The following is a 23537-nucleotide window of genomic DNA, read 5'->3' as shown; positions in this document are numbered from 1 at the left end:
GGCCATTCAGCACTCGTTTTTGCTTTCACCAAAAAACTTAGAAACATCTCAAAATAGATATAAGGGGACTTAGAGTGAACAAGTCGGAACTGATTGATGCTATCGCTGCATCCGCTGATATCCCGAAAGCTGCTGCTGGCCGTGCGCTGGACGCTGTAATCGAATCCGTCACTGGCGCTCTGAAGGCTGGCGACTCCGTTGTTCTGGTTGGTTTCGGTACTTTCTCCGTGACTGACCGTCCGGCTCGTACCGGCCGCAACCCGCAAACCGGCAAGACTCTGGAAATCCCGGCTGCCAAGAAGCCAGGTTTCAAAGCCGGTAAAGCACTGAAAGAAGCTGTTAACTGAGTTTTCAGGTTTTTACCCATCCGGGTCGGGGTCAAGCCTGACTTGGCAGCGGAGCGGTAGAGCAGGTGGCTGGAACAGGCACCTGTAACGCCGGGATCGAGGGTTCGAGCCCTGTCCGCTCCGCCAGTTACGAGAAGGCGCATCCTCGGATGCGCCTTTCTTCTATCCGGATTCTACCCACGCTCCACGGTTGCCTAAATTGAAGTTCAACCGTTTCTGGGGGACGCATGCTGCAGAATATCAGGGACAATTCACAAGGCTGGATTGCCAAGACCATTATCGGGGTCATCGTTGCACTGATGGCCCTGACCGGTTTCGACGCCATTTTTCAGGCCACGACTCACAAGAACGAGGCGGCCAAGGTCAACGGTGACGAAATCAGCCAGAACGAGCTGAGCCAGGCGGTTGACATGCAACGCCGTCAGCTTATGCAACAGCTGGGCAAGGACTTCGATGCTTCCTTGCTCGACGAAAAAATGCTGCGCGAATCGGCTCTCAAAGGCCTGATCGACCGCAAGTTGCTGCTGCAAGGCGCCGAACAGGCGAAGTTCTCCTTCTCCGAAGCCGCGCTGGATCAAGTGATCCTGCAGACACCTGAATTCCAGGTCGACGGCAAGTTCAGCTCCGAGCGTTTCGACCAGGTGATCCGTCAACTGGGTTACAGCCGCATGCAGTTCCGCCAGATGCTGGCTCAGGAAATGCTGATTGGCCAGTTGCGCGCTGGCGTTGCCGGCAGCGGTTTCGTGACCGACGCCGAAGTGCTGGCATTCGCCCGTCTGGAAAAACAGACCCGCGATTTCGCCACTCTGAACGTCAAGGCCGACCCGGCTGCGGTCAAGCTGACCGATGACGAGGTCAAGGCTTACTACGATGAACACGCCAAGGAGTTCATGACTCCGGATCAGGTGATCATCGATTACGTCGAGCTGAAGAAGTCGTCGTTCTTCGATCAGGTCGCGGTGAAGGATGAAGACCTTGAGGCGGCGTATCAGAAAGAGATCGCCAACCTGTCGGAACAGCGTCGTGCCGCGCACATCCTGATTGAAGTGAACGATAAGACTACCGAGGCACAGGCCAAGGCGAAGATCGACGAAGTCCAGGCGCGTCTGGCCAAGGGCGAGAAGTTCGAAGCGCTGGCCAAGGAGTTCTCGCAGGATCCGGGTTCGGCAAACAATGGCGGTGACCTCGGTTATGCCGGTCCTGGCGTTTACGATCCGGCCTTCGAAAAGGCTCTGTATTCGCTGTCGAAAGACCAGGTATCCGAGCCGATTCGTACCGACTTCGGTTATCACCTGATCAAGCTGTTGGGTGTGGAAGCGCCTGAAGTGCCGACTCTGGCCAGTCTGAAAGACAAGCTGACCCGCGAGCTGAAAGCCGCGCAGGTCGAGCAGCGTTTCGTCGAGGCGACCAAGCAACTGGAAGACTCCGCATTCGAAGCGTCCGACCTGGCTCAGCCAGCGGCGGATCTGAAGCTGACCGTGCACACTTCCAAGCCGTTCGGCCGCGAGGGTGGCGAAGGTGTTGCGGCCAACCGTGCCGTGGTCACTGCTGCGTTCAGCCCGGAAGTGATTGATGAAGGTGCCAACAGCACGGCCATCGAGCTGGATCCGGAAACCGTGATCGTGTTGCGCGCCAAGGAGCATCTCAAGCCTGCGCAACTGCCGCTGGAAAGCGTGAACGCGGCAATCCGCACTCAGTTGACCAAGGAGCACGCCAGTGCCGAGGCCAAGACCCGTGCCGAGAAGCTGATTGCCGATCTGCGCGACGGGAAGGCGCCGCTGGACAAGGCCATCGACGGCCAGACCTGGAAAACCACCGAAGCGGCCACCCGTGGTCAGGAAGGGGTTGATCCGGCTGTGCTGCAGGCGTTGTTCCGTATGCCGAAGCCGGCTGCGAAGGACAAGCCGACGTTCACCAGCGTTACGTTGCCGGACGGTAGTCTGATGATTGTGCGTCTGAATGGCGTCAATGAAGCGGCTGCGCCGACGGATGAAGAGAAGGCGCAATACCGTCGCTTCCTGGCTTCCCGTGAGGGGCAGCAGGACTTTGCGGCTTATCGCAAGCAACTGGAAGCTGAGGCGAAGATCGAGCGGTTCTGATCTTTTGACTGACGTTTGAAGGAGCCCCGGCCGGTTGGTCGGGGCTTTTTTGTTTTTGTGCCTTGGCGGCCTTTGGGCCGGCCATGCTCCCTGGGGCGGTTGGGTGAATATCCGTTGCTTCGGTAGCGGCTGCTGGCGGTTTCGCCCTTACGGCGAGTCACCTTTTCCAAACGCCGAAAAGGTAACCGAAAAGGCTTGCTCCTGCGTTCGGCCCTCGCAGGCTCGGGTTCCTTCGCTGCGGGATCGATCCTGGCGCAGCGGCTCCGGTTTGCTTCGCTGCACCTCCTTCCGCTGTGTCTGGCTGCGCCAGACGGTCGCTGCGCTCCTACGCCCGGATCAATCCCTCCGCTCAGCCTTCCGAAGTCGCCCGTGGATCAAGATCAAAAGCACTCGAGCTAACGCTCATTGTGTAGGAGCTGCCGAAGGCTGCGATCTTTTGATCTTGCTTTTCTGTGGGAGCGAGCTTGCTTGCGAAGGCGGCCTGACAGCCGGACCTGATTTTTGAGGTGGTACCCAATCCACTGTAGGAGTGAGCCTGCTCGCGATGGCGACTTGCCTGACAACCAATCTCCTGCGGGTCGCACAGATCGAGGCTGGTCATTTTTCTAAACGTTTTCACCGCCCCGACGGAAACCCATGCGCCCTGGCCATCACCACCGCAGACAGCGTCAACACCAGCAACCCTGCGACAATCCACGGAAATGCTCCGACCCCAAAATTCCCCATCATCAATCCGCCGGCCAGTCCGCCGCCGGCAATACCAACATTCCAGAGTGTCACCAGCATCGATTGTGCTGTATCAGCGGCTTGGGAGGCGGTTTTCGCTGAGGCTGTTTGCAGGAGCGAGGGCATCGCGCCGAATGCCAGTCCCCAGACGATAACGGCTGCGTAAACCACGCCGGGCGATGCGCGCCACAGCGCCAGGGCTATCGCCGCGAGCAGGAACAGTGCCGCACTCCCGAGTACCAGTTCACGCAACCAGCGGTCAATCAGGCTTCCGACAATCCACAGGCTCAGCACCGAGGCCAGGCCGAACGCCAATAGTACGCGATCAATGTCCGAAGTCAGACCGGAGGGTTGCAGGAACGGCGCGATGTAGGTGTAGAGAAGGTTATGCGCCACGACGTAGGACAAGGTTACAAACAGTACCGATCGTATGCCGGGCAGGGTGAATACCTGACGCAAGGGCAGGCGATTTCCTTCAACTTCGCCGGCGAAGTCCGGGACTCGCAGGTGCACCCAGATTACCAGCACTAGGGTCAGCGCGGTCATGATGGCAAAGCTCAGGCGCCAGCCCACCATCGTGCCCAGCAGCGTCCCGGCAGGTATGCCGAGCGATAGCGCCAATGGCGCGCCGAGCATGGCGACGGTGATGGCGCGGCCTTGCAGGTGAGGTGCGACCATGCGACTGGCGTAGCCGGCCAGGAGTGCCCAGAGCAGGCCTGCGAAGAGGCCAGCGATAAAACGTGCGCTCAGGGTCAGCCAGTACTGCTCGGATACGGCAGTAACGCTGTTGGCCACGGCGAAGCCGGTGATCGCGGTCAACAGCAATGGTTTGCGGCGCCAGCCACGGGTCGCGATGGTCAGGGGGATCGCCGCGAGTATCGAGCCGACGGCGTACAGCGTGACCAGTTGCCCGATCAGCGCTTGAGATACGTTCAGGCCGGCGCTCATTTGCGGCAGCAGACCCGCCGGCATCGCTTCGGTCATGACGGTGATGAAACCTGCCGTGGCCAGCGCCAGCAGTGCGCCGTAAGGCAGGCGTTCGCGTGTTTCAGTCGGCTGGTCGAGCCCTGAGGAGGTGAAATGTACGTCGGTCATGTTCCTGCGTCTCTGTGTGATCAATGTCGAGGAACACAGGGTAGGGCGCTGCGTATTGCGGAAAAACAGGTTAGGGTTCCGAACATATCGGACACGGATGTAGCTAATCGGAGGTTTGAATGGATAGCCTGGGCAGCATCTCGGTATTTGTGCAGGTCGCCGAGACTCGCAGTTTCACTGAAGCCGGCCGCTTGCAAGGGGTGTCATCGTCGGCGGTCGGCAAGAGCATTGCGCGGCTGGAAGCGCGGCTTGGCGTGCGCTTGTTCAATCGCAGCACTCGCAGTATCACCCTGACTTCGGAAGGCGCTTTGTTTCTCGAGCGTTGTCGCAGGATTCTGGCGGAGGTGGAGGCGGCGGAGTTCGAGTTGTGCAATGCCGCCTCGGCGCCCCACGGTCGGCTGCGGATCAGCCTGCCGCAGGTGCACGAGTTGGTCATGCCGGTGATGACCGAATTCATGACGCTGTACCCGCACATCGAACTGGATCTGGACCTCACCGACCGCATGGTCGATGTGATTGATGAGGGTTTCGACGCGGTGATTCGTACCGGCAAACCCAAGGATTCACGGCTGATGGCGCGGCCGCTGGGCGAGTTTCATCTGGTGCTGGTGGCGAGCCCCGATTATCTCGAACACAGAGGTGAACCGCGCACGCCGGGTGATCTGGCCGATCACGCCTGTTTACGTCACACCTTTCACGCCACCGGCAAGCTGGAGGCCTGGCCGCTGCGCCGCGCAGAGGGGGCGCCTGAGCCGGTATTGCCGCTGCGTCTGCTCAGCACCTCGATCGAGGCGGTGCAGCATGCGGTGCTGGCCGGGATGGGCATTGCCTGTCTGCCGGATTTCATGGTGCATGAAGCGGTGCGCCAAGGTCGCTTGCGCCGGGTGCTTGATGAGCATGTGGAGCACGCCGGACAGTTCTGGGTATTGTGGCCGTCGAGCCGGCAGGCTACGGCGAAATTGCGCGCGCTGATCGATCATTTGTCGGCGCGGCTTTTTCCTGCCGCTCATGACCGGTAAAGTTGTAACCGATTCTTGACACTATTCCATGCGCCATGGGGCGGCGATCTGTTGCACAATACGCCCCGGACTGTTTTCCCTCAGGATGTTCAATGTTGATTTCCACTCCCATGCGTGTCGTCGGGCTGGCGCTTTTGTTGACTGCGGTAGCCGGTTGTTCCAAGGACAAGCCGATCTATGAGCATGAGAACTTCGATGACTCCGGCACCTTTTCGCGCAATTACCCGGTGACCGATACCGCCAGTTGCGAAGCGGCCCGGCGCGCGTTGCTCAGTCAGGGCTACATCATTACCAGCAGCGATCCGAAACTGGTCAGCGGTCACAAGAGCTTCCAGCAGACCGGCGAGACGCACCTCGAGATCAGCTTCAATGTGGTCTGCGCCGGAGACGGCAGCGCCGGGCATCACGCGACGGTGTTCGCTAACGCCTTGCAGGACCGATACGCGCTGAAGAAGACCAACAACTCGGCCAGCCTCGGGGTTGGCGTGTTGGGTTCGGTGTCGATGCCGATCGGCTCCTCGGACGATTCGATGGTCAAGGTCGCCAGTGAGACCGTCACCGCGCAGAAGTTCTACGAGCGTTTCTTCACCCTGGTCGAGCAGTTCCTGCCCGCCGATGCGAAGAAAGCGGCGCACATCGAAGAAAAACCGAAAACCGATCTGGGCGTGCCTGAGCCGAAAGTGACGCCTGCACCGGCTGCCGCGCCTCTGGCGCCGACACCTGCAGCGGAACCTGCCCCCGCGCCGGCTGCGGAACCTGCACCGGCGCCGGCTGAAACCGCGCCCGTGAGTTCCGAGCCGGTGGCGCCGCCGGCGGAGTCGGCGCCGATCACGCCTGCGCAAGCGCCCGTTGAAGAGCCAGCACCGGCCAGCGAAACCATCACGCCACCGACCAATCCGGATATTCCACCGCCGTCCGAGCCGATTCCGGCGATGCCTGCGTCGGGCCAGTAAGAAATTCAGCGAAACCCTGTGGGAGCGAGCCTGCTCGCGAAGGCGGAGTGTCAGTCGACAGATAATTAGACTGACACTTTGCCTTCGCGAGCAGGCTCGCTCCCACAGTGGTTTCTGGGTTAGCCCAAAAATCTGGTTACACACCTGCGACATCATCGCCGCGATAAATCCCCAACCACCTGCTACGTTTTATTCATGAAGGTCGCGTTTTACTTTTCCTTCACACGGGCACTTTATGCTCGGGGCACAGGTCGATTGATCAAGCCATTTTACAGCGAGCAGTTTGGGGGATTTATACGATGGATGAGTATCAGGAAGAGCTGCTCGAATACCAGGCCTTTGAACTGGATCAACCAGAGCCGGCTGACGACGCGACGGAGCTCTGAGCTTCAAGCTCCCGAGCGATAATTTCGTCGAGATTCGCCGGGCGTCTGTCCGCTCCAGCGCTTGAATGCGCGCTGGAAAGCTTCGGCTGAGGCAAAGCCAAGCAGGTAGGCGATTTCGCCGAACGCCAGTTCGGTGTCACGGATATAGGTCATCGCCAGATCGCGGCGTGTGTCATTGAGGATCGCGCGGAACTGCGTGCCTTCTTCGGCGAGTTTGCGCCGCAAGGTCCAGGTGGGCAGTTTCAGGCGTGCCGCGACTTCTTCAAGATCCGGCTCGCGGCCACCATTGAGCAACGGGCCGAGCAATTGCGTGATGCGTTCGCGCAGGCTGCGGGTGCGGGTCAGTTGTTCCAGTTCCCGTTCACACAATTGCAGCAAATGCCGCCAGGTGCTCGGACAATGTTCGGGGTTGCGCATGGCGAGGCTGCTCAGGCTCAGGCGCAGTTGATTGCGCTCGGCGCTGAACTGGATCGGGCAGTCGCCGAGCACAGCGTAGGCATCACGATAATCCGGCGCTTCGAACTCGATTTCGATCCTTTCGGCACGCAACGATTGGCGGCAAAGACTCGACAATTGGTGCAGCCAGCCGGCGAGGATCGAGTCGACCACGAAGCGGTTATAAGCGTTGTAGGGGCTGATCGAGTAGAAGCGCAGCCAGGCGCCATTGGCGTCTTCGTGGAAACTGGACTGCCCGCGATAGTTGGAGCCGTAAAGCGGTTCAAAGCGAGTCAGGCAGCGGGCCGCTTCGCGCACGGTAGGCGCTTGCGCGGCGGTGATGCCGGCCAGACCGGCCTGATTCAAGCGGATCATCTGCCCCATGCGCAGGCCCAGCGCCGGGTCGCCCGTCAGCTGGATGGCGGCATGGCCAAGGCGCATGTAGCGCGGGATTGATAAACGCGCTCCTGCCTCGGCCAGCCGCGCGGCATCGAGGCCGTATTGCTCAAGCAGAGGCAGCGGGTCCGCGCCGTGGCTATGCACGGCCTCGGCCAGACTATGAACGAAGCCTACCGACAGATCCCCGAGACGCATCGGTTGCGGCTTCATGGTTTACAGCCAGACGTTCAGCAAGCGCGCACCACGGGCCTCGCCATCGGCGAACTGCTGGCCATTGCTGCTGAGGAAGCTTCTGCCGGTACTCGGCTTGTCCCAGAACTGTCCGCGCATGAACACACTGACCCCGGCAATGGCGCGGCTGCTCGGCGGCTGCGCGGTGAGAGTCAATCGATGCCAGGCCTGACCTTCGCTGAGGTCGCCAGGCTTGAGGCTGACCGACCCCGGCGTGCTCGAACCCTTGTAGCCGCGCCAGGGTTTGTCCCAGGCACCTTGGCCAATCACTTGCGCCGGCACGGCGACCAGTTGCGCGCCTTGATCGTCGAGGGTGCGGTAGTTGCCGGGATACCAGCTGTCACTGCCGATGAGGATGCCCAGACGTCCGGCCGGGGTGTCGACGACCTGGATGGCGTGCTTGTCTTCGGCCTGAATCACCCCCTGCTGATCGAAGATCGGGTGCATCTGCCGTTGCGGCTGGCCCAGCGGTGCGCCGTCGCGGCCGAATACCACGCTGCTGTTGAATAGCGCGCCGCTGCCAGCCTTGAGCCGGCCGTCGCGGATGCTCGGCTCCGGCAGCACGATGGAGCCGGCCACCAGGGTGACCTGGAACTCCTTGGCCAGACCGCCGAACAGTGCCTGGTAATCCTTGGCCATGGCCTTCGATTTCATCCGCAGATAAGCATCGTCCAGACGTTGCTCGCCCTTGGCCCGCAACCACGCGCGGGCGAACAGCAGCGGATTGCTTGCCGCCAGCCAGTTCATCGCTTCAGCCAGGGTCGGCGCCTGATACAACTCGTCTTTCTCGCCGCTGATCATCAGCCAGGTGCCGACATGCTCCGGCAATACCACCACGGTTTTCTCATTGAGCAAGCCTTGATCGCGGGCTTGCTGAAGATACGCCGCGAGCTTGCGGTGCAGGCGTGCCGGGCTTTGATAATCGGTGGGAAACAGTTCGGGTTGAATGCCCAGCAGGTTGCCACGACCGGCGGGCGTGCCCTGATTGACAGCAAGCTTGATGCGCAAATCCGACAGGTAGTGCCCCGCCGGCCGGTCTGCCGCCCACATGGCGTAGGTGGTCAGGGCGGCAACGAGGGCCATGGAGAAAAACAGGTACAGAAGTTTGCGCATGAAAACCAACAACAGCCGGTACAGAGTGTGGCGCCTAGGGTAGGGCCCATGGCCCGGATTGCCAAGGGGCGCTGCGCATTTGGATCAATAACTTGTCAGTTACGGTCATTGAGTGACAGCGGTGCGCCTCTTAGTCTGTCGAACATGACTGACGGGGGACGCAGAGCTCCCGCAATTTTCCGTGATCGCACGTTGTGGAGTTACCGATGACCGCCGCTCATTACCCGCATTTGCTGGCCCCGCTGGACCTGGGATTCACCACGCTGCGCAACCGCACCCTGATGGGCTCGATGCACACTGGCCTGGAAGAAAAGCCGGGTGGCTTCGAACGCATGGCGGCGTACTTCGCCGAACGTGCCCGGGGCGGCGTGGGCCTGATGGTCACGGGCGGCATCGGCCCGAATGATGAGGGTGGCGTTTACTCTGGCGCGGCGAAACTGACCAGCGAAGAAGAGGCGCTCAAGCACCGCATCGTCACTCGCGCGGTGCACGAGGCGGGTGGCAAGATCTGCATGCAGATTCTCCACGCCGGCCGTTATGCCTACAGCCCGAAACAGGTAGCACCGAGCGCGATTCAGGCGCCGATCAACCCGTTCAAGCCTAAAGAGCTGGACGAAGAGGGCATCGAAAAGCAGATCAGCGATTTCGTCACCTGCTCGGTGCTGGCGCAGTCTGCCGAATATGACGGCGTCGAAATCATGGGCTCGGAAGGTTATTTCATTAACCAGTTCCTCGCCGCCCACACCAACCACCGCACCGACCGCTGGGGCGGCAGTTACGAAAACCGCATGCGCCTGCCGGTGGAAATCGTCCGCCGTGTGCGCGAAGCGGTCGGGCCGAATTTCATCATCATCTTCCGCCTGTCGATGCTCGATCTGGTCGAGGGCGGCAGCACCTGGGATGAAATCGTCATGCTGGCCAAAGCCATCGAACAGGCTGGCGCGACGATCATCAATACGGGTATTGGCTGGCACGAAGCGCGGATTCCGACCATCGCCACCAAGGTTCCGCGTGCGGCGTTCAGCAAGGTCACGGCCAAGTTGCGCGGTTCGGTGAGCATTCCGCTGATCACCACCAACCGTATCAATACCCCGGAAATTGCCGAACAGATTCTTGCCGAGGGCGATGCCGACATGGTCTCGATGGCGCGGCCGTTCCTCGCCGACCCGGAGTTCGTCAACAAGGCCGCCGAAGGCCGCGCCGACGAAATCAACACCTGCATCGGCTGCAACCAGGCGTGCCTCGACCACACCTTTGGCGGCAAGCTCACCAGTTGCCTGGTCAACCCGCGCGCCTGCCACGAAACCGAACTCAACTACCTGCCGGTGCAGCAGATCAAGAAAATCGCCGTGGTCGGTGCCGGCCCTGCCGGGTTGTCCGCCGCCACCGTGGCCGCCGAGCGCGGTCATCAGGTCACGCTGTTCGATTCGGCCAGTGAGATTGGTGGTCAGTTCAATATCGCCAAGCGCGTGCCGGGCAAGGAAGAGTTTTTCGAAACCCTGCGCTACTTCAAGCGCAAGTTGCAGACCACGAATGTCGAGGTGTGCCTGAACACCCGAGTCGACGTGACAAAACTGGTTGAAGGCGGTTACGACGAAATCATTCTCGCCACCGGTATTGCCCCGCGCGTGCCGGCGATTCCGGGTGTCGAGAATGCCAAGGTCCTGAGTTATCTGGACGTGATCCTCGAGCGCAAGCCGGTCGGCAAGCGCGTGGCGGTGATTGGTGCGGGTGGTATCGGTTTTGACGTGTCGGAGTTCCTCGTCCATCAAGGCGTGGCCACCAGTCTGGATCGCACGGCATTCTGGAAAGAGTGGGGCATCGACACGCAACTGCAAGCCCGTGGTGGTGTGGCGGGAATCAAAGCGGCACCGCACGCGCCGGCCCGTGAAGTGTTCCTGTTGCAGCGCAAGAAAACCAAGGTCGGCGACGGTCTGGGCAAAACCACCGGCTGGATTCACCGCACCGGTCTGAAGAACAAGCAGGTGCAGATGCTTAACAGCGTCGAATATCTGAGCATTGATGACCAGGGTCTGCATATTCGCATCGGCGAAACCGGCGAGCCGCAACTGCTGGCGGTGGACAACATCGTGATCTGCGCGGGGCAGGATCCGCTGCGTGAGTTGCACGAAGGCCTGGTTACCGCCGGGCAGAATGTGCACTTGATCGGCGGTGCGGATGTGGCGGCGGAGCTGGATGCCAAGCGGGCGATCAATCAGGGCTCGCGTCTGGCGGCTGAGCTGTAAACACATTTTGTAGGAGCTGCCGCAGGCTGCGATCTGTTGATCTTGTGTTCAAAAGCAAGATCAAAAGATCGCAGCCTGCGGCAGCTCCTACTAGTATGTGGTCTTTTCCAGATTGTGCAGTGCCCATGCTTTTGCCTCCCGCCAACTGGCTACCCCAAGCCCCGCTCGAACCCCTCCATCTGGACTGGCTGGCAAGCGCCGGCATCGAAGTCGCGATCCTGCGTCTGGACCGGATCGACCCGCTGATCAGCGGCAACAAGTGGTTCAAACTCGTCGAACACCTCAAAGCCGCTGAGCGTGCCGGCGCCGATGGCATCATCAGTCTTGGCGGCGCGCATTCCAATCATCTGCATGCGCTGGCTGCGGCGGGCAAGCGGCTGGGGTTCACAACCGTGGGGCTGCTGCGCGGGCACCCGCAGGACACGCCGACAGTGCAGGATCTGCACGCGTTCGGCATGCGGGTGCATTGGCTGGGTTACGGCGGCTACCGCGCGCGGCACGAAGCTGGATTCTGGACGCCGTGGCAGGCGCAATATCCGATGTTGCACGCAGTGCCTGAGGGCGGTGGTGGACTGGCCGGCGCACTGGGTTGCGCGGCGATCAGGCAGCAGGTCGACGGACAATTGGCCAACGTGGGATGGGATGATTTTGACGCCTGGTGGCTGGCCTGTGGCACCGGCACGACCCTGGCCGGACTGGCACTCGGCGAGAGAGGCAAGCGCTCACTGTATGGCGCGCTGGCCGTACCGGATGATCATGGCGTGGCGCCGAACATCGAGTTGATTCTTGCGCACGCCACCGAGCCTGCGGCGGGCTATCAACTGGTCGACGCCAGCCGGGGTGGCTTCGCCAAAGTCGACGAGGCGCTGCTGACCTTCATTGAACAGACCGAGCAAGCCAGCGGTATCCCTTTGGAACCGCTGTACACCGGCAAGGCCTTGCTGGCGCTCAAGCAGCATGTCGAGTCAGGTGGATTCGCCGCTGGCACTCGTCTGATTTTCGTCCACACGGGCGGCCTGCAAGGGCGACGCGGATTTGCCGCGACGCCCTGAGGCTCAGCCGCGCTTGGGCATCATCCGCAGCAAGGTGTTATCGCGCACCACGTAATGGTGATAAATGCCCGCCAGCGCATGCAGGCCGATCAGCCAATAGCCGATCGTGGCGATCAGCACATGCCAGCCTTCGACCTGTTTGGCGAACGCCTTGTTTTCACCGACCAATAGCGGCAAATCGAAACCGTAGAACATCACTTGATGGCCCTCGGCGCTGGTGATCAGCCAGCCCAATATCGGCATGCCGAGCATGAACAAGTACAACGCCCAGTGCATCAGCCGCGCCACGGCGGTTTGCCAGGCGGGCGAAGCGGGGAAGATTTTCGGCGCATGGCCGAGGCTGCGCGCAAGCAGGCGAAACCACACCAGTACGAAAACGGTGAGCCCCAGCAGATAGTGCATCTCGCGAATCAGCGTGCGACCGCCGCTGCCCTTGGGGAGGAAGCCGCGCAGTTCCATGCTGGCGTACACCAGCACCAACAACACCAGCATCAGCCAGTGCAACAGAACCGATACAGTGCTGTAACGCGATTCGGAGCTTGTCCACGGCATAAGGGGTTCCTCGGGATCGAAATGCAATCAGGCCGTCGTCGCGGCACTTGTTTCACTGTAAACCTGCCGGGATGTTTTTGCCTGCAACGCTTGATGATTTTTACGCAGAAGAAAAGTGCTCAGTGCCCTGCGTTTGATTTGCCCGGTATTTAAATATCATTGTCATAAGTTGCCTTGCCTGGCGTAACTGTATGTTGTTTATATCTTGTATGTTCTTTTGATTTGAATGGTTTGTGTTGTGTGGTTATTGTCGGGTTGGGTCTTTAGTTAGTTATTAAAGATTAAGAATAACTTTTTTATTTTGAGTGTGTATATGAAACGTCCAACTCCCAAACCTCGGCCCTCTACCTCGACGCCAAAGCCAATAACCCCGACCAAACCGGTGGGTTCTACCAATCCAGCAGCGCCAACCAGACCGGTGGCACCGACCAAGCCAGTAGCTCCAACGAAACCCGTGGCACCGACCAGGCCAGTATCGCCGACCAAACCAGTGGCACCCACCAAGCCAGTAGCGCCAACCAAGCCCGTGGCGCCGACCAGGCCAGTATCGTCGACCAAACCAGTGGCACCCACCAAACCGGTAGCGCCAACCAAGCCAGTCGCACCGATCAGCCCGGTAGCCCCTATCAAACCCGTGGCACCGGTCGACAACAAGCGTCCGCCGATGCCATGGCCGACCCTTAACATCAACGTCGATCCGGTGGCGTTGATAACGTTGATTCAGACACTCGGTGCGACGGTCAACGTCGATGGTTCGACCACACTGCCCGACGGTAGCGTGGTGGATGTCGATAAAACTTCGATCAAGCGTCCCGACGGCATCATTCAATATGAAGACGGCCGGGTAGAGCATCCTGACGGGCGGATCGTCTGGCCGGATAATACCGTTGAATATCCGGATGGTCGTATTGTCTGGGAAGATGGAACTGAACAGTTGCCGGACGGCAGTGTTAAACATCCCGATGGCCTTACGTACGATGCACAAGGTAACCTTGTTTCGGAATAATTGATTACCGAGCGTTATCGTGGTTTGCAGATAGTGCAAAAAAGAACACCGCTGACGGTCATTGATCAGCGGTGTTTCGGTTTTCAGCCTCAGGCATTCTGCGGCATCTCGCCGTTGGCCAGACGTTTGTTGATGTCGGCGATCACGTGCGGCAGGTCGCTGATGGTGTCGATCATGTAATGCGGACGCGAGCTTTCGAACAGTGCGTGAATGCGCTTGCGTTCACTGGCCAGTTCATCATTGCCCAGTGCGCGGAAACCCTCGTAGTCCAGACCCAAGGCGTTGCCCGAACAGATCAGCGCGACCGTCCACATTCCGGCACGGCGACCTTCGAGAATGCCCGGCACGGTGTCGTCGATCTTTACGCACGCCGCAACGTCGTCGATGCCCAAGGCGATCACGTTGGCCAGGGCTTGCGCCGGCCATGGACGACCGTTCGGTACCTCGTCGGTGGCGACCACATGATCGGCGACGTAGCCGTTGCTGGCGGCCAGTTCGACGACTTTGTCCATGACCGCTTTCGGGTAGCCGGAGCAGGAGCCGATCTTGATTCCTTGCTGGCGCAGTTGGGCGATAGTGTCCAGTGCGCCGGGAATGAGTGCCGAGTGCTCGGCGATCTTCTCGATCTGCAGCGGCATGAAGCGGTTGTAGATGGCGGTAACGTCATCGTTGGTTGGCGTGCGGCCGAACACTTTGCGGTAACGCTCGGCGACTTGCGGCTGATCGCAAAGGGTGCGGATGTGGTCCCACTTGCCCATGCCCATCGGCCCGCGGGCTTCTTCGATCGACACCTGCACATCGAACTCGGCGAAGGCTTCGACGAAGATCTGCGTCGGCGCGAACGAGCCGAAATCGACCACGGTGCCGGCCCAGTCGAGGATCGCGGCTTGCAGCTTGTCTGGGTTGGTGTAGTTCATGGCAATCAATTCCTGAGTTGGCAATACGATTCAAATGTAGGAGTGAGCCTGCTCGCGATGGCGGTTGATCATTGAGCATCTTCGTCGACTGACAGGGCCTCATCGCGACCAGGCTCACTCCTACAGGGGATTTGTGGTGGGATTTAAATGTCGAGCACTTCCATCTCCCGCAGCGCTTCAGCCACGGCTGCCACCGCCCGGCGCATTTCGTCCGGGGTGACGTGGCCGATGCAGCCGATGCGGAAGGTTTCGACCTGGGTCAGTTTGCCGGGGTAGAGGATGTAACCCTTGGCCTTGACCCGTTCATAGAAATCCTTGAAGCGATAACGCGGATCCTGCGGCGCATGGAACGTGACGATGATCGGCGCCTGAATCGCCGCTGGCAGAAAGCTGCGCAAACCGATTTTGTTCATCTCTGCCATCAGCGCCTGGCAGTTGGCAGCATAACGCGCATGCCGCGCCGGCAGGCCACCTTCTTCGCTGTATTGCAGCAATGCTTCGTGCAGCGCGGCGACCACGTGGGTCGGCGGGGTGAAGCGCCATTGCCCGGTTTTGATCATGTAGGCGTGCTGGTCGTACAGGTCCATCGCCAGTGAGTGCGAGTTGCCGGCGGCCGCGGCCAGCGATTCTTTGCGGGCGAAGACAAAACCCATCCCCGGCACGCCTTCCAGGCATTTACCGGAGGCGGCGATCAGCGCGTCGAACGGCACTTTTCGCGCATCCACCGGCAATGCGCCGAAGGAACTCATGGCATCGATGATCAAGCGTTTGCCGTGTTGCGCGACGACCCCGGCGATTTCCGCCAGCGGATTGAGAATTCCGGTACTGGTTTCGCAGTGAATCAGCGCGACGTGAGTAATGTTGGCGTCGGCGCGCAGCAGTCGGTCGACGTCGACGGCGGTGGTCGGTTGGTCTTCGGCGGTTTCGAAGGTGCTGAACGAGCGACCGAGCACTTCGCAGATTTTCGCCAGACGCTTGCCGTACGCGCCATTGATCAGCACCAGCACCTTGCCGTCGCGCGGCACCAGCGTACCGATGGCAGCTTCGACGGCGAAGGTGCCGCTGCCTTGCAACGGTACGCAGTGGTGGCTGGTGGCGCCATTGACGATGGCCAGCAATTGTTCGCACAGGCTGGCGGTCAACTGGTTGAAGCGCTCATCCCACGAACCCCAGTCGACCATCATCGCCTGACGGGTGCGGGCCGAAGTGGTCAACGGGCCGGGAGTGAGCAAAATCGGTACGGCGGTACTCATTAATGGTGTCCTTGCGAGAGCGCTGTGGAGTGACGCTACTGGGCATACGTTGCAATTCGCGGTTGCATCAATCAAATTGTTTGTTGTTATGCCAGCCATCAGTGAGGCTTATTCATGAATCTGTTTCAGCTACGCGCCTTCGATGCCGTGGCGCGGGAAGGCAGTTTCACCCGCGCCGCCGCGCGGTTGTTCATCAGCCAGCCGGCAGTTACCGGGCACATCAAGGCGCTGGAGGAGCATTACCAGATCACCCTGCTGCGGCGCACCGCGCGCCGGGTAGAGCTGACCGAGGAGGGCACCAGACTGGCGGCGATCACCCGTGCGATGTTTGGCCTGGCGCAAGAAGCCCAGACCCTGCTTGAGGCCAATCGGCAGTTATTGACCGGGCGCCTGGAAGTGGCGGCGGACGGGCCGCACTTGGTCATGCCGATGCTGGCCAGTCTGCGCGCGCGCTATCCGGGGATCACCGTGAACCTGCGTCTGGGCAATGCGCAGGAAACCCTGGCGGCGCTGTTGTCCGAGCACGCCGATGTCGCGGTGCTGACTGAGGTCGAGCCGCGCAAGGGACTGCACCTGCAAGCGCTGAGCGAGTCGCGGATCTGCGCGCTGGTGCCGGTGGCGCATCCGTGGGCGGCGCGCTCCGGTGAAGTGAAACTCGAAGAGCTGGATCAGGTGATCATGGTCCTGCGCGAACCGGGCTCGATCACTCGCCGCACGTTTGACAAGGCTTGCGCGCAGGCGTCGATTCAACCGCGGGTGTTACTGGAGCTGGACAGTCGCGAGGCGGTCACCGAAGCGGTTGCGGCTGAGCTGGGCGTTGGTGTGGTGTCATCGGTGGAGGTCAGCCACGACCCGCGCGTAGTGGCGATTCCGATTGCCGGGGAAGGGCTGATGAATCGGCACATGATCGGCTGCATGGAGCGTCGGCGCGAGTTGCGCTTGATTCACGCGTTCTTTGATCTGGCGCCAACCTGAATACCGAGGCGACTCCTTCGCGAACAGGCTCGCTCCCACATGGATTCTGCGCCTGGCGCGATGAACGCAGGAGCTGCCGAAGGCTGCGATCTTTGCCTTTGCTCTAATGCTCGGCGCGGTTGATCAGCCAGTCCAGCAGCAGGCCGTCGCGTGCAGGCTCCGACTCGCGTGCCGGCGGCTGGCGCGAATGGCCGAGGCACAGAATCGGTCGGTCCGGATCGCTGTCGAGGAAACTGACCCACACTTCACTGCCGGCGCGAGGCAACTCGTCAATGCCGACCGGGCGGTTGAGCCGACTCATGGCCATCGGCAACCACAGGGCGTCGCTGTCGGGTTTTCCCTCCGCTGGCCACAAGACCACAGCGAGGCGTCCGTTTTCATCCACTTGCGCCGGTTGCCCGGGCGCGCCCGCCACTCGCGCGAGGTGATAACCAGCAATATTCGGACGCGCCTGTTTGAGCGGCGGACGGAAGTCGCTTGACCAGGGCTGTGCAGTAAAGTCGTTGTGGTAGCGATGAGCAGTCGGGGCCGTCTCGAGAATTGAAGGATGCTGCCCATGGTGGCGTACGGCATTGATAAGCCACTGTTCGTTGAAGTGATGGATCGGGTGGTCCGCCACCAACAGCAAACGGCCACTGAGCAAATCGCTGCAATCACTGCGACCGTGAATGGTGCGCAGCTGGCAGCGTTGTCGCTGCAGATGACGGCGGCTGCGTTGTTCTGCGTGCAGACGCTCCAGCGATCGCGCTGGCATCGGTAGCTGCGGGGTCACTTCGTTGGCTGCTTCATCGTTGCAGGTTGGCTGACCGCGATTGCGTACCGCATGCAGTACCGGGGCAGGTGCCGCGCGATGCTGTTGGTACAGAACGCTGACGCAGGGCGACGGCGGCTGTTCGTCGGCATTGAACGGAATCTCCACTGGGGTTTGTGGCAGGCTCAGGCTGTCGTCGGCGAACACCACAACATGGCCTTCAGGCCCGTGCTCGAAGTGATAGTGGATCCCTTCTTCTTCGCAAAGCCTCTGTACCAGCGCCAGATCGCTTTCCTCGTACTGAATGCAAAACGGCCGTGCCGGGTAATGGCCCGCCGTCATTTCAATACGGTAGCTGTCGACTGGCAGGGCGTGCTCCTCCAGCAGCAGTTGAATGATCTGCGGCGCACTCAGGTGGGTAAACACACGTCGTTCAGGCGTTTGCGCCAGTTGTTGCAGATACGGCACCAGAATCAGGCGATAGCCCACCCGATGGGTGCCACGATGTTCGCAACTGGCGCTGGAGATCGTACCGTGGAAACCCTGTTGTTCGCTCAGACGCATAAAAGCCTGGCAGTGCAAGAAAGCGCTGGGAGCGATGGCCGGAGCCAGACCGACCAGTTGGATGTCGAAACGGTAGGGCTGGTTCAGCGCTTCCTCACCGCGAAAACGCACTACTGGCAGGCGCAATCCACTGTCGATCAGAGTAAGGGTGAACGGACTTTCCTTGTCATTGAGCATTCGAGCAGGCCCTGTCAGGCGATACGGGGTTTCAAGGGTACGAAACCGTCGAGCTCAATGGTCATGTCAAAGCCGCTTTTCAGAATCCCCCTACACGCTTTGGTGAAGATGTCGATTCCGTCGGCTGTTTTTTTGGTCGATTGCCGACTTTAGGCCGTATAAACTTGCGGCCACGCGTCGGCCAATAGATGTCTCGGCGCCACAGATCAAGAGAGTGAGTAATGGGCGCACAGTGGAAGGTTAAACACAAAGAAGCGGCAGCCAACGCCAAAGGGAAAATCTTCGGCAAACTGGTGAAGGAAATCACCATTGCTGCGCGCAACGGTGCCGACACCGCCACCAACGCACACCTGCGTCTGGTGGTCGAACAGGCGAAAAAAGCCTCGATGCCGAAGGAAACCCTCGATCGCGCGATCAAGAAAGGCGCCGGTCTGCTGGGCGAAACCGTCCAGTACCATCGCGTCACCTACGAAGGTTTTGCCCCGCACCAAGTGCCGCTGATCGTCGAATGCGTTACCGATAACATCAACCGCACCGTCGCAGAAATCCGCGTGGCGTTCCGCAAGGGCCAGTTGGGCGCTTCCGGTTCGGTAGCATGGATGTTCAACCACGTCGGCATGATCGAAGCCTCGCCGGATACCCCGGACGCCGATCCGGAAATGGCCGCGATTGAAGCCGGTGCCCAGGATTTCGAGCCGGGTGAAGAGGGCGCAACGCTGTTCCTCACCGATCCGACTGACCTTGACGCTGTGCAGAAAGCTCTGCCGGAACAAGGCTTCACCGTGCTGTCGGCCAAGCTCGGCTACCAGCCGAAGAACCCGGTCAGCGGCTTGAGCGACGAGCAGATGGCTGAAGTCGAAGCGTTCCTTGAAGGCCTCGACAACCATGATGACGTGCAGGACATGTTTGTCGGTCTGGCTGGCTGATCCTCTGCATCAGTCAGGGCTTCTGCGCGAGCAGGCTTGCTGCCACCTTTGAAATGCATTTCAATGTGGGAGCGAGCCTGCCCGCGATTGACCGCGAAGCAGTCACACATTCTCCAGCACCTCGATCACTTCGCTGAACCCCGGCCGCCCCAACACATCCGCCTGACAGCAACGCCTTTCAAGCGCCTCCAGCGCCAAGCGCCGCTCGGTACTCAACCCCGAGTCGATACGCGTCAGCAACTCCCCCAGCAACACGCCGAACGCGCGCACTTCCAGGCGTTGCAATGCACGGGTCTGCGCATCATCGGTAGTGGCATGAAACGACGCCGCACCAAAATCCCCCAGCAGACAATCGCCCTGATCGTTCAGCAGAATGTTGTGGCCGTAGAGGTCGCCGTGGGTAATGCCTTGCCGATGCAAATGTTGCGCTGCCGAAGCGACCCCTTTGGCGATGCGCAGCGCAACCTCCGCCGAGAATCGGCAATTCTCGGCGTAGACGTCTCGCGAGCACGAGGCGAGGCTCGGCAAGCCGGCGAGGTTGCGAAAACTCGGGTCGATCAACTGCATGACCAATCCCTGCTGCTGATCGGGATGGCCGCCGATGCGCCCTTCGACGCGGATCAGGTTCGGGTGCACACCGGCGGTGATAGAGGCGTTCATCTCATGCAGCGGCGAGCCGTCGCTGGTCATCTCGCCTTTGTACAGCTTGACCGCAACCGCCTGCGCCGCGCCGTCGTCACGCTTCCAGACCGCCCGGGAAATCACCCCGGAAGCGCCTTCGCCCAGCTGTTGCTCAAGGCGCAACGCCGACCAGGCGATCAGTGGCGTGGCCTCGAGGGCAGCGGCATCGGCTTCGGTTTCCAGCGGGTTGCCGGCGTAGGCCAGCCAGGTCAGGCTCGGCAGGGTCAGCAGCCACTGTGGTAGCTCGGTGAGCTGGTTGGCGGCGATGCGCAGCAATTCCAGCCGATGACAGTGGCGCACGGATTCCGGCAGCGATTGCAGGCGATTGCCGGCGAGCATCAGTTTCTGCAGGGCGGGGCGTTCACCGAGTTCGCTCGGCAGGCTTGCGATGCGGTTATCGGTCAGGATCAGCCAGCGCAGCTGCGGCGGCAGGGCAGCGCCGGGGACATCGACGATGCGATTGGCCTTGAAGCCGACCATCGTCAGCGCGGTGCACTGGCCGAGGCAGGCCGGCAGCTCAGTGAACTGGTTGTCGGAGCAGAACAGCACGCGCAGTCGGGTCAGACGATGCAAATCGTCGGGCAGGCTGCTCAACGCATTGCCGCTGAGATTGAGCACTTCCAGCGTGTCGGCCAGTTCGAAAATTTCGCGAGGGAATTCGCTGAGGCCGCAAGACAGGTCGAGGCGGGTAATGCCAGACAGCTCGCCGGCGCGCAGTTGAGCAAGGGTGTGCATGTTTGGTTTCGCTATTGATCGGTGGAGCGACGCGGGGGCGCTGCGAATGGGCGACATGATAACGGTAAAGCGGATGCTGGATTGGGGCGGGATGTTGCAATCACACCCGGTCATTGTAGGAGTGAGCCTGCTCGCGAAGACGGTTTGTCAGGCACATCATCAGCATCTGAAAGAACGCTATCGCGAGCAGGCTCACTCCTACCGGGGGCGGGTGTCAGTCAGATTCGTGGATTTCCTGTAATTGCCCCAATCGGCTGCGCGTGCGCGCCAGGTCGATGGCGTGACCTTCCAGGCTCTGGCCCAGCGACAGTTGGCCGAGCAGGGTCAGGTGTTTGTCCTGATCGTAAAGCACGTCAATCAGATTGATGAAGCGCTGTTGCACGGCGATCGGACACTCGCCGAGCTGCGGCAGGTCATCGATGATCCATTGGTCGAAACGCTGGCACAGCTGCAGATAATCCATCACTGCCGTTGGCTGTTCGCACAGATCATTGAAAGTGAATGCGACTCTTCGGCCCTCGCACAAGCGCGCCTGCAACTGGCGCTTGCCAACCTCGAGGGCAAGGGCAGGCGCGTCGGCTGGCGGCAGGTTGAGAGCCTGGCGCTGAGCCGACGTGGCCGGCCACACGTAGTGTCCCTGGGTAAACACCTGATGCGTGTGCTGGCGGTTGAGCGTGCGGTAATCGTGGGCGCCGCCGACTTCCATGACCTGCATGCGCGTGTTGATCAGCTCGATCACCGGTTTGAAGCGCGCGTGATACAGCGGATTGGGCAGCAGGCCCTCCGGCGCATAGTTGGACGTGACCAACAGCATGATCCGCCGTTTGAACAAAGCCTTGAACAGGCGCGTGATGAGCATTGCATCGCCGATGTCATGCACGTGAAACTCGTCGAAACACAGCGCCTGACAATCTTCCAGCAGCTCGTCCAGGGTGATTTCCAGCGCGTCTTCCTGCTGGCGATGACGGAACATGCTCTCGTGCAGTCGGGCAAAGAACTGATGGAAATGCAGGCGACGCTTGCGGGTGATCGGCAGTGCCTGGAAGAAACCGTCGAGCAGCCAGCTCTTGCCGCGCCCGACTGCGCCGTACAGATACAGACTGGGTGGTGTGAGTCCACTGTCGCCCAACAGAACGCTGGCCTGTTGCGCCATGCAATCAATGACGTGCTGCTGGCTGCGGCTGAGGGTGTAACCCTGACTGTGAGCCTTGTCGCGAAAATAATCGCGGATGATCGCGGCGTTGGCATCGTGCCCGGCGCTGACAGGCACGCCTTTGCCGAACAGGCGGCGCAGCAACGGCCAGCGTTGGCTCAGTCGTGATCGTTTCGGCGTTCGGGCGGGCACGCGGGGCAGGCTCCTGGTTGATTGGGCCGACTCCACCGGAGCTCGGCGCTAAAGTTTAACCAGACCTCGGACATAGGCTCCATGAAATATGCATGATTCCCCTGTAGGAGCTGACGAGTGCAACGAGGCTGCGATCTTTTGATCCTGGGTTGCCGCGAACAGATCGCAGCCTCGTTGCACTCGTCAGCTCCTACAATGGGCGGATTTCAGAACGGTGGCGATTGCTTGAGCAACTCTGCTGCCGGCGAGTCGGTCGGGCTGACCACCGCGTAGTTGTAGCCCGGCCCCGACCAGTAATCGGCCTGCAGATCGCCATCGCTGCGCGAGCCGCGCGGCAGCAAAGTGTTTTTCGGCCCCGGCGGACGCAAGTAGAAACTCACCTTGTGGCCGCTGCCGTCCTCATACATCACCATCGCCGCCGGGCCTTCATCGGTGCTGAGCAAGCGCCCGCTGACCGGTTCAAAACCGGCTGCCTTCAGGTTCGGCAAGCGCCCGGCGCCGCTGAAGTAACGGTCGAGCCAACGCTGCATGTCGCCATCACTGTCGACCTTGTAATCGGCGGGCAACACGCCTTGCTGGGCGATCAGACGATAGGCTTGCAAGGCGTCAGTCATCGGCAATTGCGCAGGGCGCACCAGAGTCATTTCCCGCGCCTGCCAGCCACTGAAACCGCCGACGCTGACGGCGATCAGCAACACCGCCGCGCTGGCCAGATGCCGACGTGACTGTTGGCGGCGCCGCTGGCGAATCATCATCGGATCCAGCGCCGGATTACTCGGCTGCTGCAACCCGCCACTGAGGGCCGCACGTAACTGCTGGGCGTCGCGTTGCCAGGCGCGAACCTGCGCCGCTTCTTCAGGGTGGCTGGCCAGCCATGTTTCCAGCACGCGCCGGTCGGCGTCGCTGAGCTGGTGATCGACGTAGGCGTGCAAGTCACGCTCATTGGGAGGCAGGCTGATCATTTGAGTATCCGCAGGGAAGGGCTGCTGATTTCGCCGTCGCTGAGTTGGCGCAAGGCCTGGCGGGCGCGGGACAGGCGCGACATCACGGTGCCGATCGGGGCGCCGAGGATCTCGGCGACCTCTTTATAGGACAGGCCCTCCACCGACACCATCAGCAGCAGGGCGCGTTGTTCGGTGGGCAGGCGTTCGAAGGCTTGCAGGGTCGACTGGGCAATCACCGTGCGCTCCACCGAAGGTTCGGCGTCGTCACGACCGGTGAAAAATTCGAGCATCCGCGCATAGCGCCGCGAGCGACGGTGCGCGTCGAGAAATTGCCGATAGAGGATCGCAAACAGCCAGGCACGCAAGTCGCCATCGGCGCGTTTTTCGCCCCACGCCGACAGCGCCCGCTCGAGGCTGGCCTGGACCAGATCGTCAGCGCTGCTGCTGTTACGCGTCAACGACACGGCGAAGCGGCGCAATCTGGGAATGATTTCTCTCAACTGTTCGTCGAATTCGCTCATGAATTTCTGCTGGTCGCTACGCTGTGGACTAGGAAGACGCCCGTCAGCGCAGGTTATTCCCCGTGCGCAAAAATAAATACGGCGCAGTG

The 23537-nt window shown here is 60.8% G+C and carries 21 protein-coding genes; 9 read left to right on the top strand and 12 right to left on the bottom strand.

What is annotated here, in order from left to right:
- The first annotated feature begins 74 nt into the window (after positions 1-74).
- Together J2Y90_RS22565 and J2Y90_RS22560 are read left to right on the top strand one after the other, a co-directional pair.
- On the top strand, positions 75-347 hold the full coding sequence (locus J2Y90_RS22565; protein WP_003183171.1) for an HU family DNA-binding protein: 273 nt from the start codon (positions 75-77) through the stop codon (positions 345-347).
- Between the two features lie 227 nt (positions 348-574).
- Entirely contained in the window at positions 575-2446 is a 1872-nt protein-coding gene (locus tag J2Y90_RS22560; protein ID WP_253503474.1) for a SurA N-terminal domain-containing protein, read from the top strand.
- Positions 2447-2795: 349 nt separating this feature from the next.
- On the opposite strand, the gene J2Y90_RS22555 is transcribed toward J2Y90_RS22560, so the two are convergent.
- Together J2Y90_RS22555 and J2Y90_RS22550 are read right to left on the bottom strand one after the other, a co-directional pair.
- Complete coding sequence (locus tag J2Y90_RS22555) at positions 2796-3047, bottom strand: hypothetical protein (protein WP_253503471.1); 252 nt, start codon at positions 3045-3047, stop codon at positions 2796-2798.
- A gap of 14 nt (positions 3048-3061) precedes the next feature.
- Positions 3062-4267, bottom strand: a complete 1206-nt coding sequence (locus tag J2Y90_RS22550; protein ID WP_253503468.1) for an MFS transporter — start codon at positions 4265-4267, stop codon at positions 3062-3064.
- 119 nt (positions 4268-4386) lie between these two features.
- On the opposite strand from J2Y90_RS22550, the gene J2Y90_RS22545 reads away from it, so the two are divergent.
- Together J2Y90_RS22545 and J2Y90_RS22540 are read left to right on the top strand one after the other, a co-directional pair.
- Positions 4387-5286, top strand: a complete 900-nt coding sequence (locus tag J2Y90_RS22545) for a LysR family transcriptional regulator (protein WP_253503465.1) — start codon at positions 4387-4389, stop codon at positions 5284-5286.
- 92 nt (positions 5287-5378) lie between these two features.
- Positions 5379-6239: a DUF2242 domain-containing protein gene (locus tag J2Y90_RS22540; protein WP_253503462.1), complete on the top strand. Its 861-nt coding sequence runs from the start codon at positions 5379-5381 to the stop codon at positions 6237-6239.
- 389 nt (positions 6240-6628) lie between these two features.
- Here the strand turns inward: J2Y90_RS22540 and J2Y90_RS22535 are convergent, their stop codons facing one another.
- Both J2Y90_RS22535 and J2Y90_RS22530 read right to left on the bottom strand, forming a co-directional pair.
- Positions 6629-7669: an AraC family transcriptional regulator gene (locus tag J2Y90_RS22535; protein ID WP_253503460.1), complete on the bottom strand. Its 1041-nt coding sequence runs from the start codon at positions 7667-7669 to the stop codon at positions 6629-6631.
- 3 nt (positions 7670-7672) lie between these two features.
- Positions 7673-8803: a nitrilase-related carbon-nitrogen hydrolase gene (locus J2Y90_RS22530; RefSeq protein ID WP_253503458.1), complete on the bottom strand. Its 1131-nt coding sequence runs from the start codon at positions 8801-8803 to the stop codon at positions 7673-7675.
- 206 nt (positions 8804-9009) lie between these two features.
- Here J2Y90_RS22530 and J2Y90_RS22525 point away from each other — a divergent pair, with 206 nt between their 5' ends.
- Positions 9010-11049 (top strand): NADPH-dependent 2,4-dienoyl-CoA reductase, encoded by a 2040-nt coding sequence (locus tag J2Y90_RS22525; protein WP_253503456.1) that lies wholly within the window; start codon positions 9010-9012, stop codon positions 11047-11049.
- Between the two features lie 125 nt (positions 11050-11174).
- The gene (locus tag J2Y90_RS22520) at positions 11175-12101 is read left to right on the top strand and encodes a 1-aminocyclopropane-1-carboxylate deaminase/D-cysteine desulfhydrase (protein ID WP_253503454.1); all 927 of its coding nucleotides are present in this window, start codon (positions 11175-11177) and stop codon (positions 12099-12101) included.
- Between the two features lie 3 nt (positions 12102-12104).
- Here the strand turns inward: J2Y90_RS22520 and J2Y90_RS22515 are convergent, their stop codons facing one another.
- Positions 12105-12653: a cytochrome b gene (locus J2Y90_RS22515; RefSeq protein ID WP_253503451.1), complete on the bottom strand. Its 549-nt coding sequence runs from the start codon at positions 12651-12653 to the stop codon at positions 12105-12107.
- A 454-nt stretch (positions 12654-13107) separates the two neighbouring features.
- On the opposite strand from J2Y90_RS22515, the gene J2Y90_RS26565 reads away from it, so the two are divergent.
- A complete protein-coding gene (locus tag J2Y90_RS26565; protein ID WP_301291683.1) occupies positions 13108-13659 on the top strand; it encodes a hypothetical protein in 552 nt (183 codons plus the stop codon).
- An 89-nt stretch (positions 13660-13748) separates the two neighbouring features.
- On the opposite strand, the gene phnX is transcribed toward J2Y90_RS26565, so the two are convergent.
- Complete coding sequence (gene phnX, locus J2Y90_RS22500; protein ID WP_253503444.1) at positions 13749-14576, bottom strand: phosphonoacetaldehyde hydrolase; 828 nt, start codon at positions 14574-14576, stop codon at positions 13749-13751.
- Positions 14577-14719: 143 nt separating this feature from the next.
- The gene (locus tag J2Y90_RS22495; RefSeq protein WP_253503440.1) at positions 14720-15829 is read right to left on the bottom strand and encodes a 2-aminoethylphosphonate--pyruvate transaminase; all 1110 of its coding nucleotides are present in this window, start codon (positions 15827-15829) and stop codon (positions 14720-14722) included.
- 114 nt (positions 15830-15943) lie between these two features.
- On the opposite strand from J2Y90_RS22495, the gene J2Y90_RS22490 reads away from it, so the two are divergent.
- Complete coding sequence (locus tag J2Y90_RS22490; protein ID WP_253503437.1) at positions 15944-16804, top strand: LysR substrate-binding domain-containing protein; 861 nt, start codon at positions 15944-15946, stop codon at positions 16802-16804.
- Positions 16805-16907: 103 nt separating this feature from the next.
- Here the strand turns inward: J2Y90_RS22490 and J2Y90_RS22485 are convergent, their stop codons facing one another.
- Positions 16908-18296 (bottom strand): type VI secretion system Vgr family protein, encoded by a 1389-nt coding sequence (locus J2Y90_RS22485; RefSeq protein ID WP_253503434.1) that lies wholly within the window; start codon positions 18294-18296, stop codon positions 16908-16910.
- Between the two features lie 221 nt (positions 18297-18517).
- On the opposite strand from J2Y90_RS22485, the gene J2Y90_RS22480 reads away from it, so the two are divergent.
- Entirely contained in the window at positions 18518-19222 is a 705-nt protein-coding gene (locus tag J2Y90_RS22480) for a YebC/PmpR family DNA-binding transcriptional regulator (protein WP_039763362.1), read from the top strand.
- 102 nt (positions 19223-19324) lie between these two features.
- Here J2Y90_RS22480 and J2Y90_RS22475 read toward each other — a convergent pair whose 3' ends face one another.
- The 4 genes from J2Y90_RS22475 to J2Y90_RS22460 all read right to left on the bottom strand — a co-directional run bounded on the left by J2Y90_RS22475 (position 19325) and on the right by J2Y90_RS22460 (position 23448).
- A complete protein-coding gene (locus tag J2Y90_RS22475; RefSeq protein WP_253503431.1) occupies positions 19325-20638 on the bottom strand; it encodes a leucine-rich repeat-containing protein kinase family protein in 1314 nt (437 codons plus the stop codon).
- Between the two features lie 214 nt (positions 20639-20852).
- Entirely contained in the window at positions 20853-21983 is a 1131-nt protein-coding gene (gene zapE / locus J2Y90_RS22470; RefSeq protein WP_253503428.1) for a cell division protein ZapE, read from the bottom strand.
- A gap of 206 nt (positions 21984-22189) precedes the next feature.
- On the bottom strand, positions 22190-22945 hold the full coding sequence (locus J2Y90_RS22465) for an anti-sigma factor family protein (protein ID WP_253503424.1): 756 nt from the start codon (positions 22943-22945) through the stop codon (positions 22190-22192).
- Positions 22942-23448, bottom strand: coding sequence for a sigma-70 family RNA polymerase sigma factor (locus J2Y90_RS22460; RefSeq protein ID WP_041477125.1), 507 nt, complete (start codon positions 23446-23448; stop codon positions 22942-22944). Before J2Y90_RS22460 ends, J2Y90_RS22465 begins: the two co-directional genes overlap by 4 nt.
- Positions 23449-23537 lie beyond the last annotated feature (89 nt).

The sequence above is a fragment of the Pseudomonas koreensis genome (assembly GCF_024169245.1).
Lineage (GTDB): Bacteria > Pseudomonadota > Gammaproteobacteria > Pseudomonadales > Pseudomonadaceae > Aquipseudomonas > Aquipseudomonas koreensis_F.
The sequence above is the reverse complement of the archived record's forward strand: the minus strand, read 5'-3'. Positions and strand labels throughout refer to the sequence as shown.

What these genes read in the sequence shown, in the direction of transcription:
- J2Y90_RS22535 (WP_253503460.1), bottom strand. Translation starts at nt 7,669, where the DNA reads ATGAAGCCGCAACCGATGCGTCTCGGGGATCTGTCGGTAGGCTTCGTT.
- J2Y90_RS22560 (WP_253503474.1), top strand. Translation starts at nt 575, where the DNA reads ATGCTGCAGAATATCAGGGACAATTCACAAGGCTGGATTGCCAAGACC.
- J2Y90_RS22540 (WP_253503462.1), top strand. Translation starts at nt 5,379, where the DNA reads ATGTTGATTTCCACTCCCATGCGTGTCGTCGGGCTGGCGCTTTTGTTG.
- J2Y90_RS22545 (WP_253503465.1), top strand. Translation starts at nt 4,387, where the DNA reads ATGGATAGCCTGGGCAGCATCTCGGTATTTGTGCAGGTCGCCGAGACT.
- J2Y90_RS22550 (WP_253503468.1), bottom strand. Translation starts at nt 4,267, where the DNA reads ATGACCGACGTACATTTCACCTCCTCAGGGCTCGACCAGCCGACTGAA.
- J2Y90_RS22515 (WP_253503451.1), bottom strand. Translation starts at nt 12,653, where the DNA reads ATGCCGTGGACAAGCTCCGAATCGCGTTACAGCACTGTATCGGTTCTG.
- J2Y90_RS22520 (WP_253503454.1), top strand. Translation starts at nt 11,175, where the DNA reads ATGCTTTTGCCTCCCGCCAACTGGCTACCCCAAGCCCCGCTCGAACCC.
- J2Y90_RS22485 (WP_253503434.1), bottom strand. Translation starts at nt 18,296, where the DNA reads ATGCTCAATGACAAGGAAAGTCCGTTCACCCTTACTCTGATCGACAGT.
- J2Y90_RS22530 (WP_253503458.1), bottom strand. Translation starts at nt 8,803, where the DNA reads ATGCGCAAACTTCTGTACCTGTTTTTCTCCATGGCCCTCGTTGCCGCC.
- J2Y90_RS22475 (WP_253503431.1), bottom strand. Translation starts at nt 20,638, where the DNA reads ATGCACACCCTTGCTCAACTGCGCGCCGGCGAGCTGTCTGGCATTACC.
- J2Y90_RS22555 (WP_253503471.1), bottom strand. Translation starts at nt 3,047, where the DNA reads ATGACCAGCCTCGATCTGTGCGACCCGCAGGAGATTGGTTGTCAGGCA.
- J2Y90_RS22490 (WP_253503437.1), top strand. Translation starts at nt 15,944, where the DNA reads ATGAATCTGTTTCAGCTACGCGCCTTCGATGCCGTGGCGCGGGAAGGC.
- J2Y90_RS22495 (WP_253503440.1), bottom strand. Translation starts at nt 15,829, where the DNA reads ATGAGTACCGCCGTACCGATTTTGCTCACTCCCGGCCCGTTGACCACT.
- J2Y90_RS22465 (WP_253503424.1), bottom strand. Translation starts at nt 22,945, where the DNA reads ATGATCAGCCTGCCTCCCAATGAGCGTGACTTGCACGCCTACGTCGAT.
- J2Y90_RS22525 (WP_253503456.1), top strand. Translation starts at nt 9,010, where the DNA reads ATGACCGCCGCTCATTACCCGCATTTGCTGGCCCCGCTGGACCTGGGA.
- phnX (WP_253503444.1), bottom strand. Translation starts at nt 14,576, where the DNA reads ATGAACTACACCAACCCAGACAAGCTGCAAGCCGCGATCCTCGACTGG.
- J2Y90_RS22460 (WP_041477125.1), bottom strand. Translation starts at nt 23,448, where the DNA reads ATGAGCGAATTCGACGAACAGTTGAGAGAAATCATTCCCAGATTGCGC.
- J2Y90_RS22480 (WP_039763362.1), top strand. Translation starts at nt 18,518, where the DNA reads ATGGGCGCACAGTGGAAGGTTAAACACAAAGAAGCGGCAGCCAACGCC.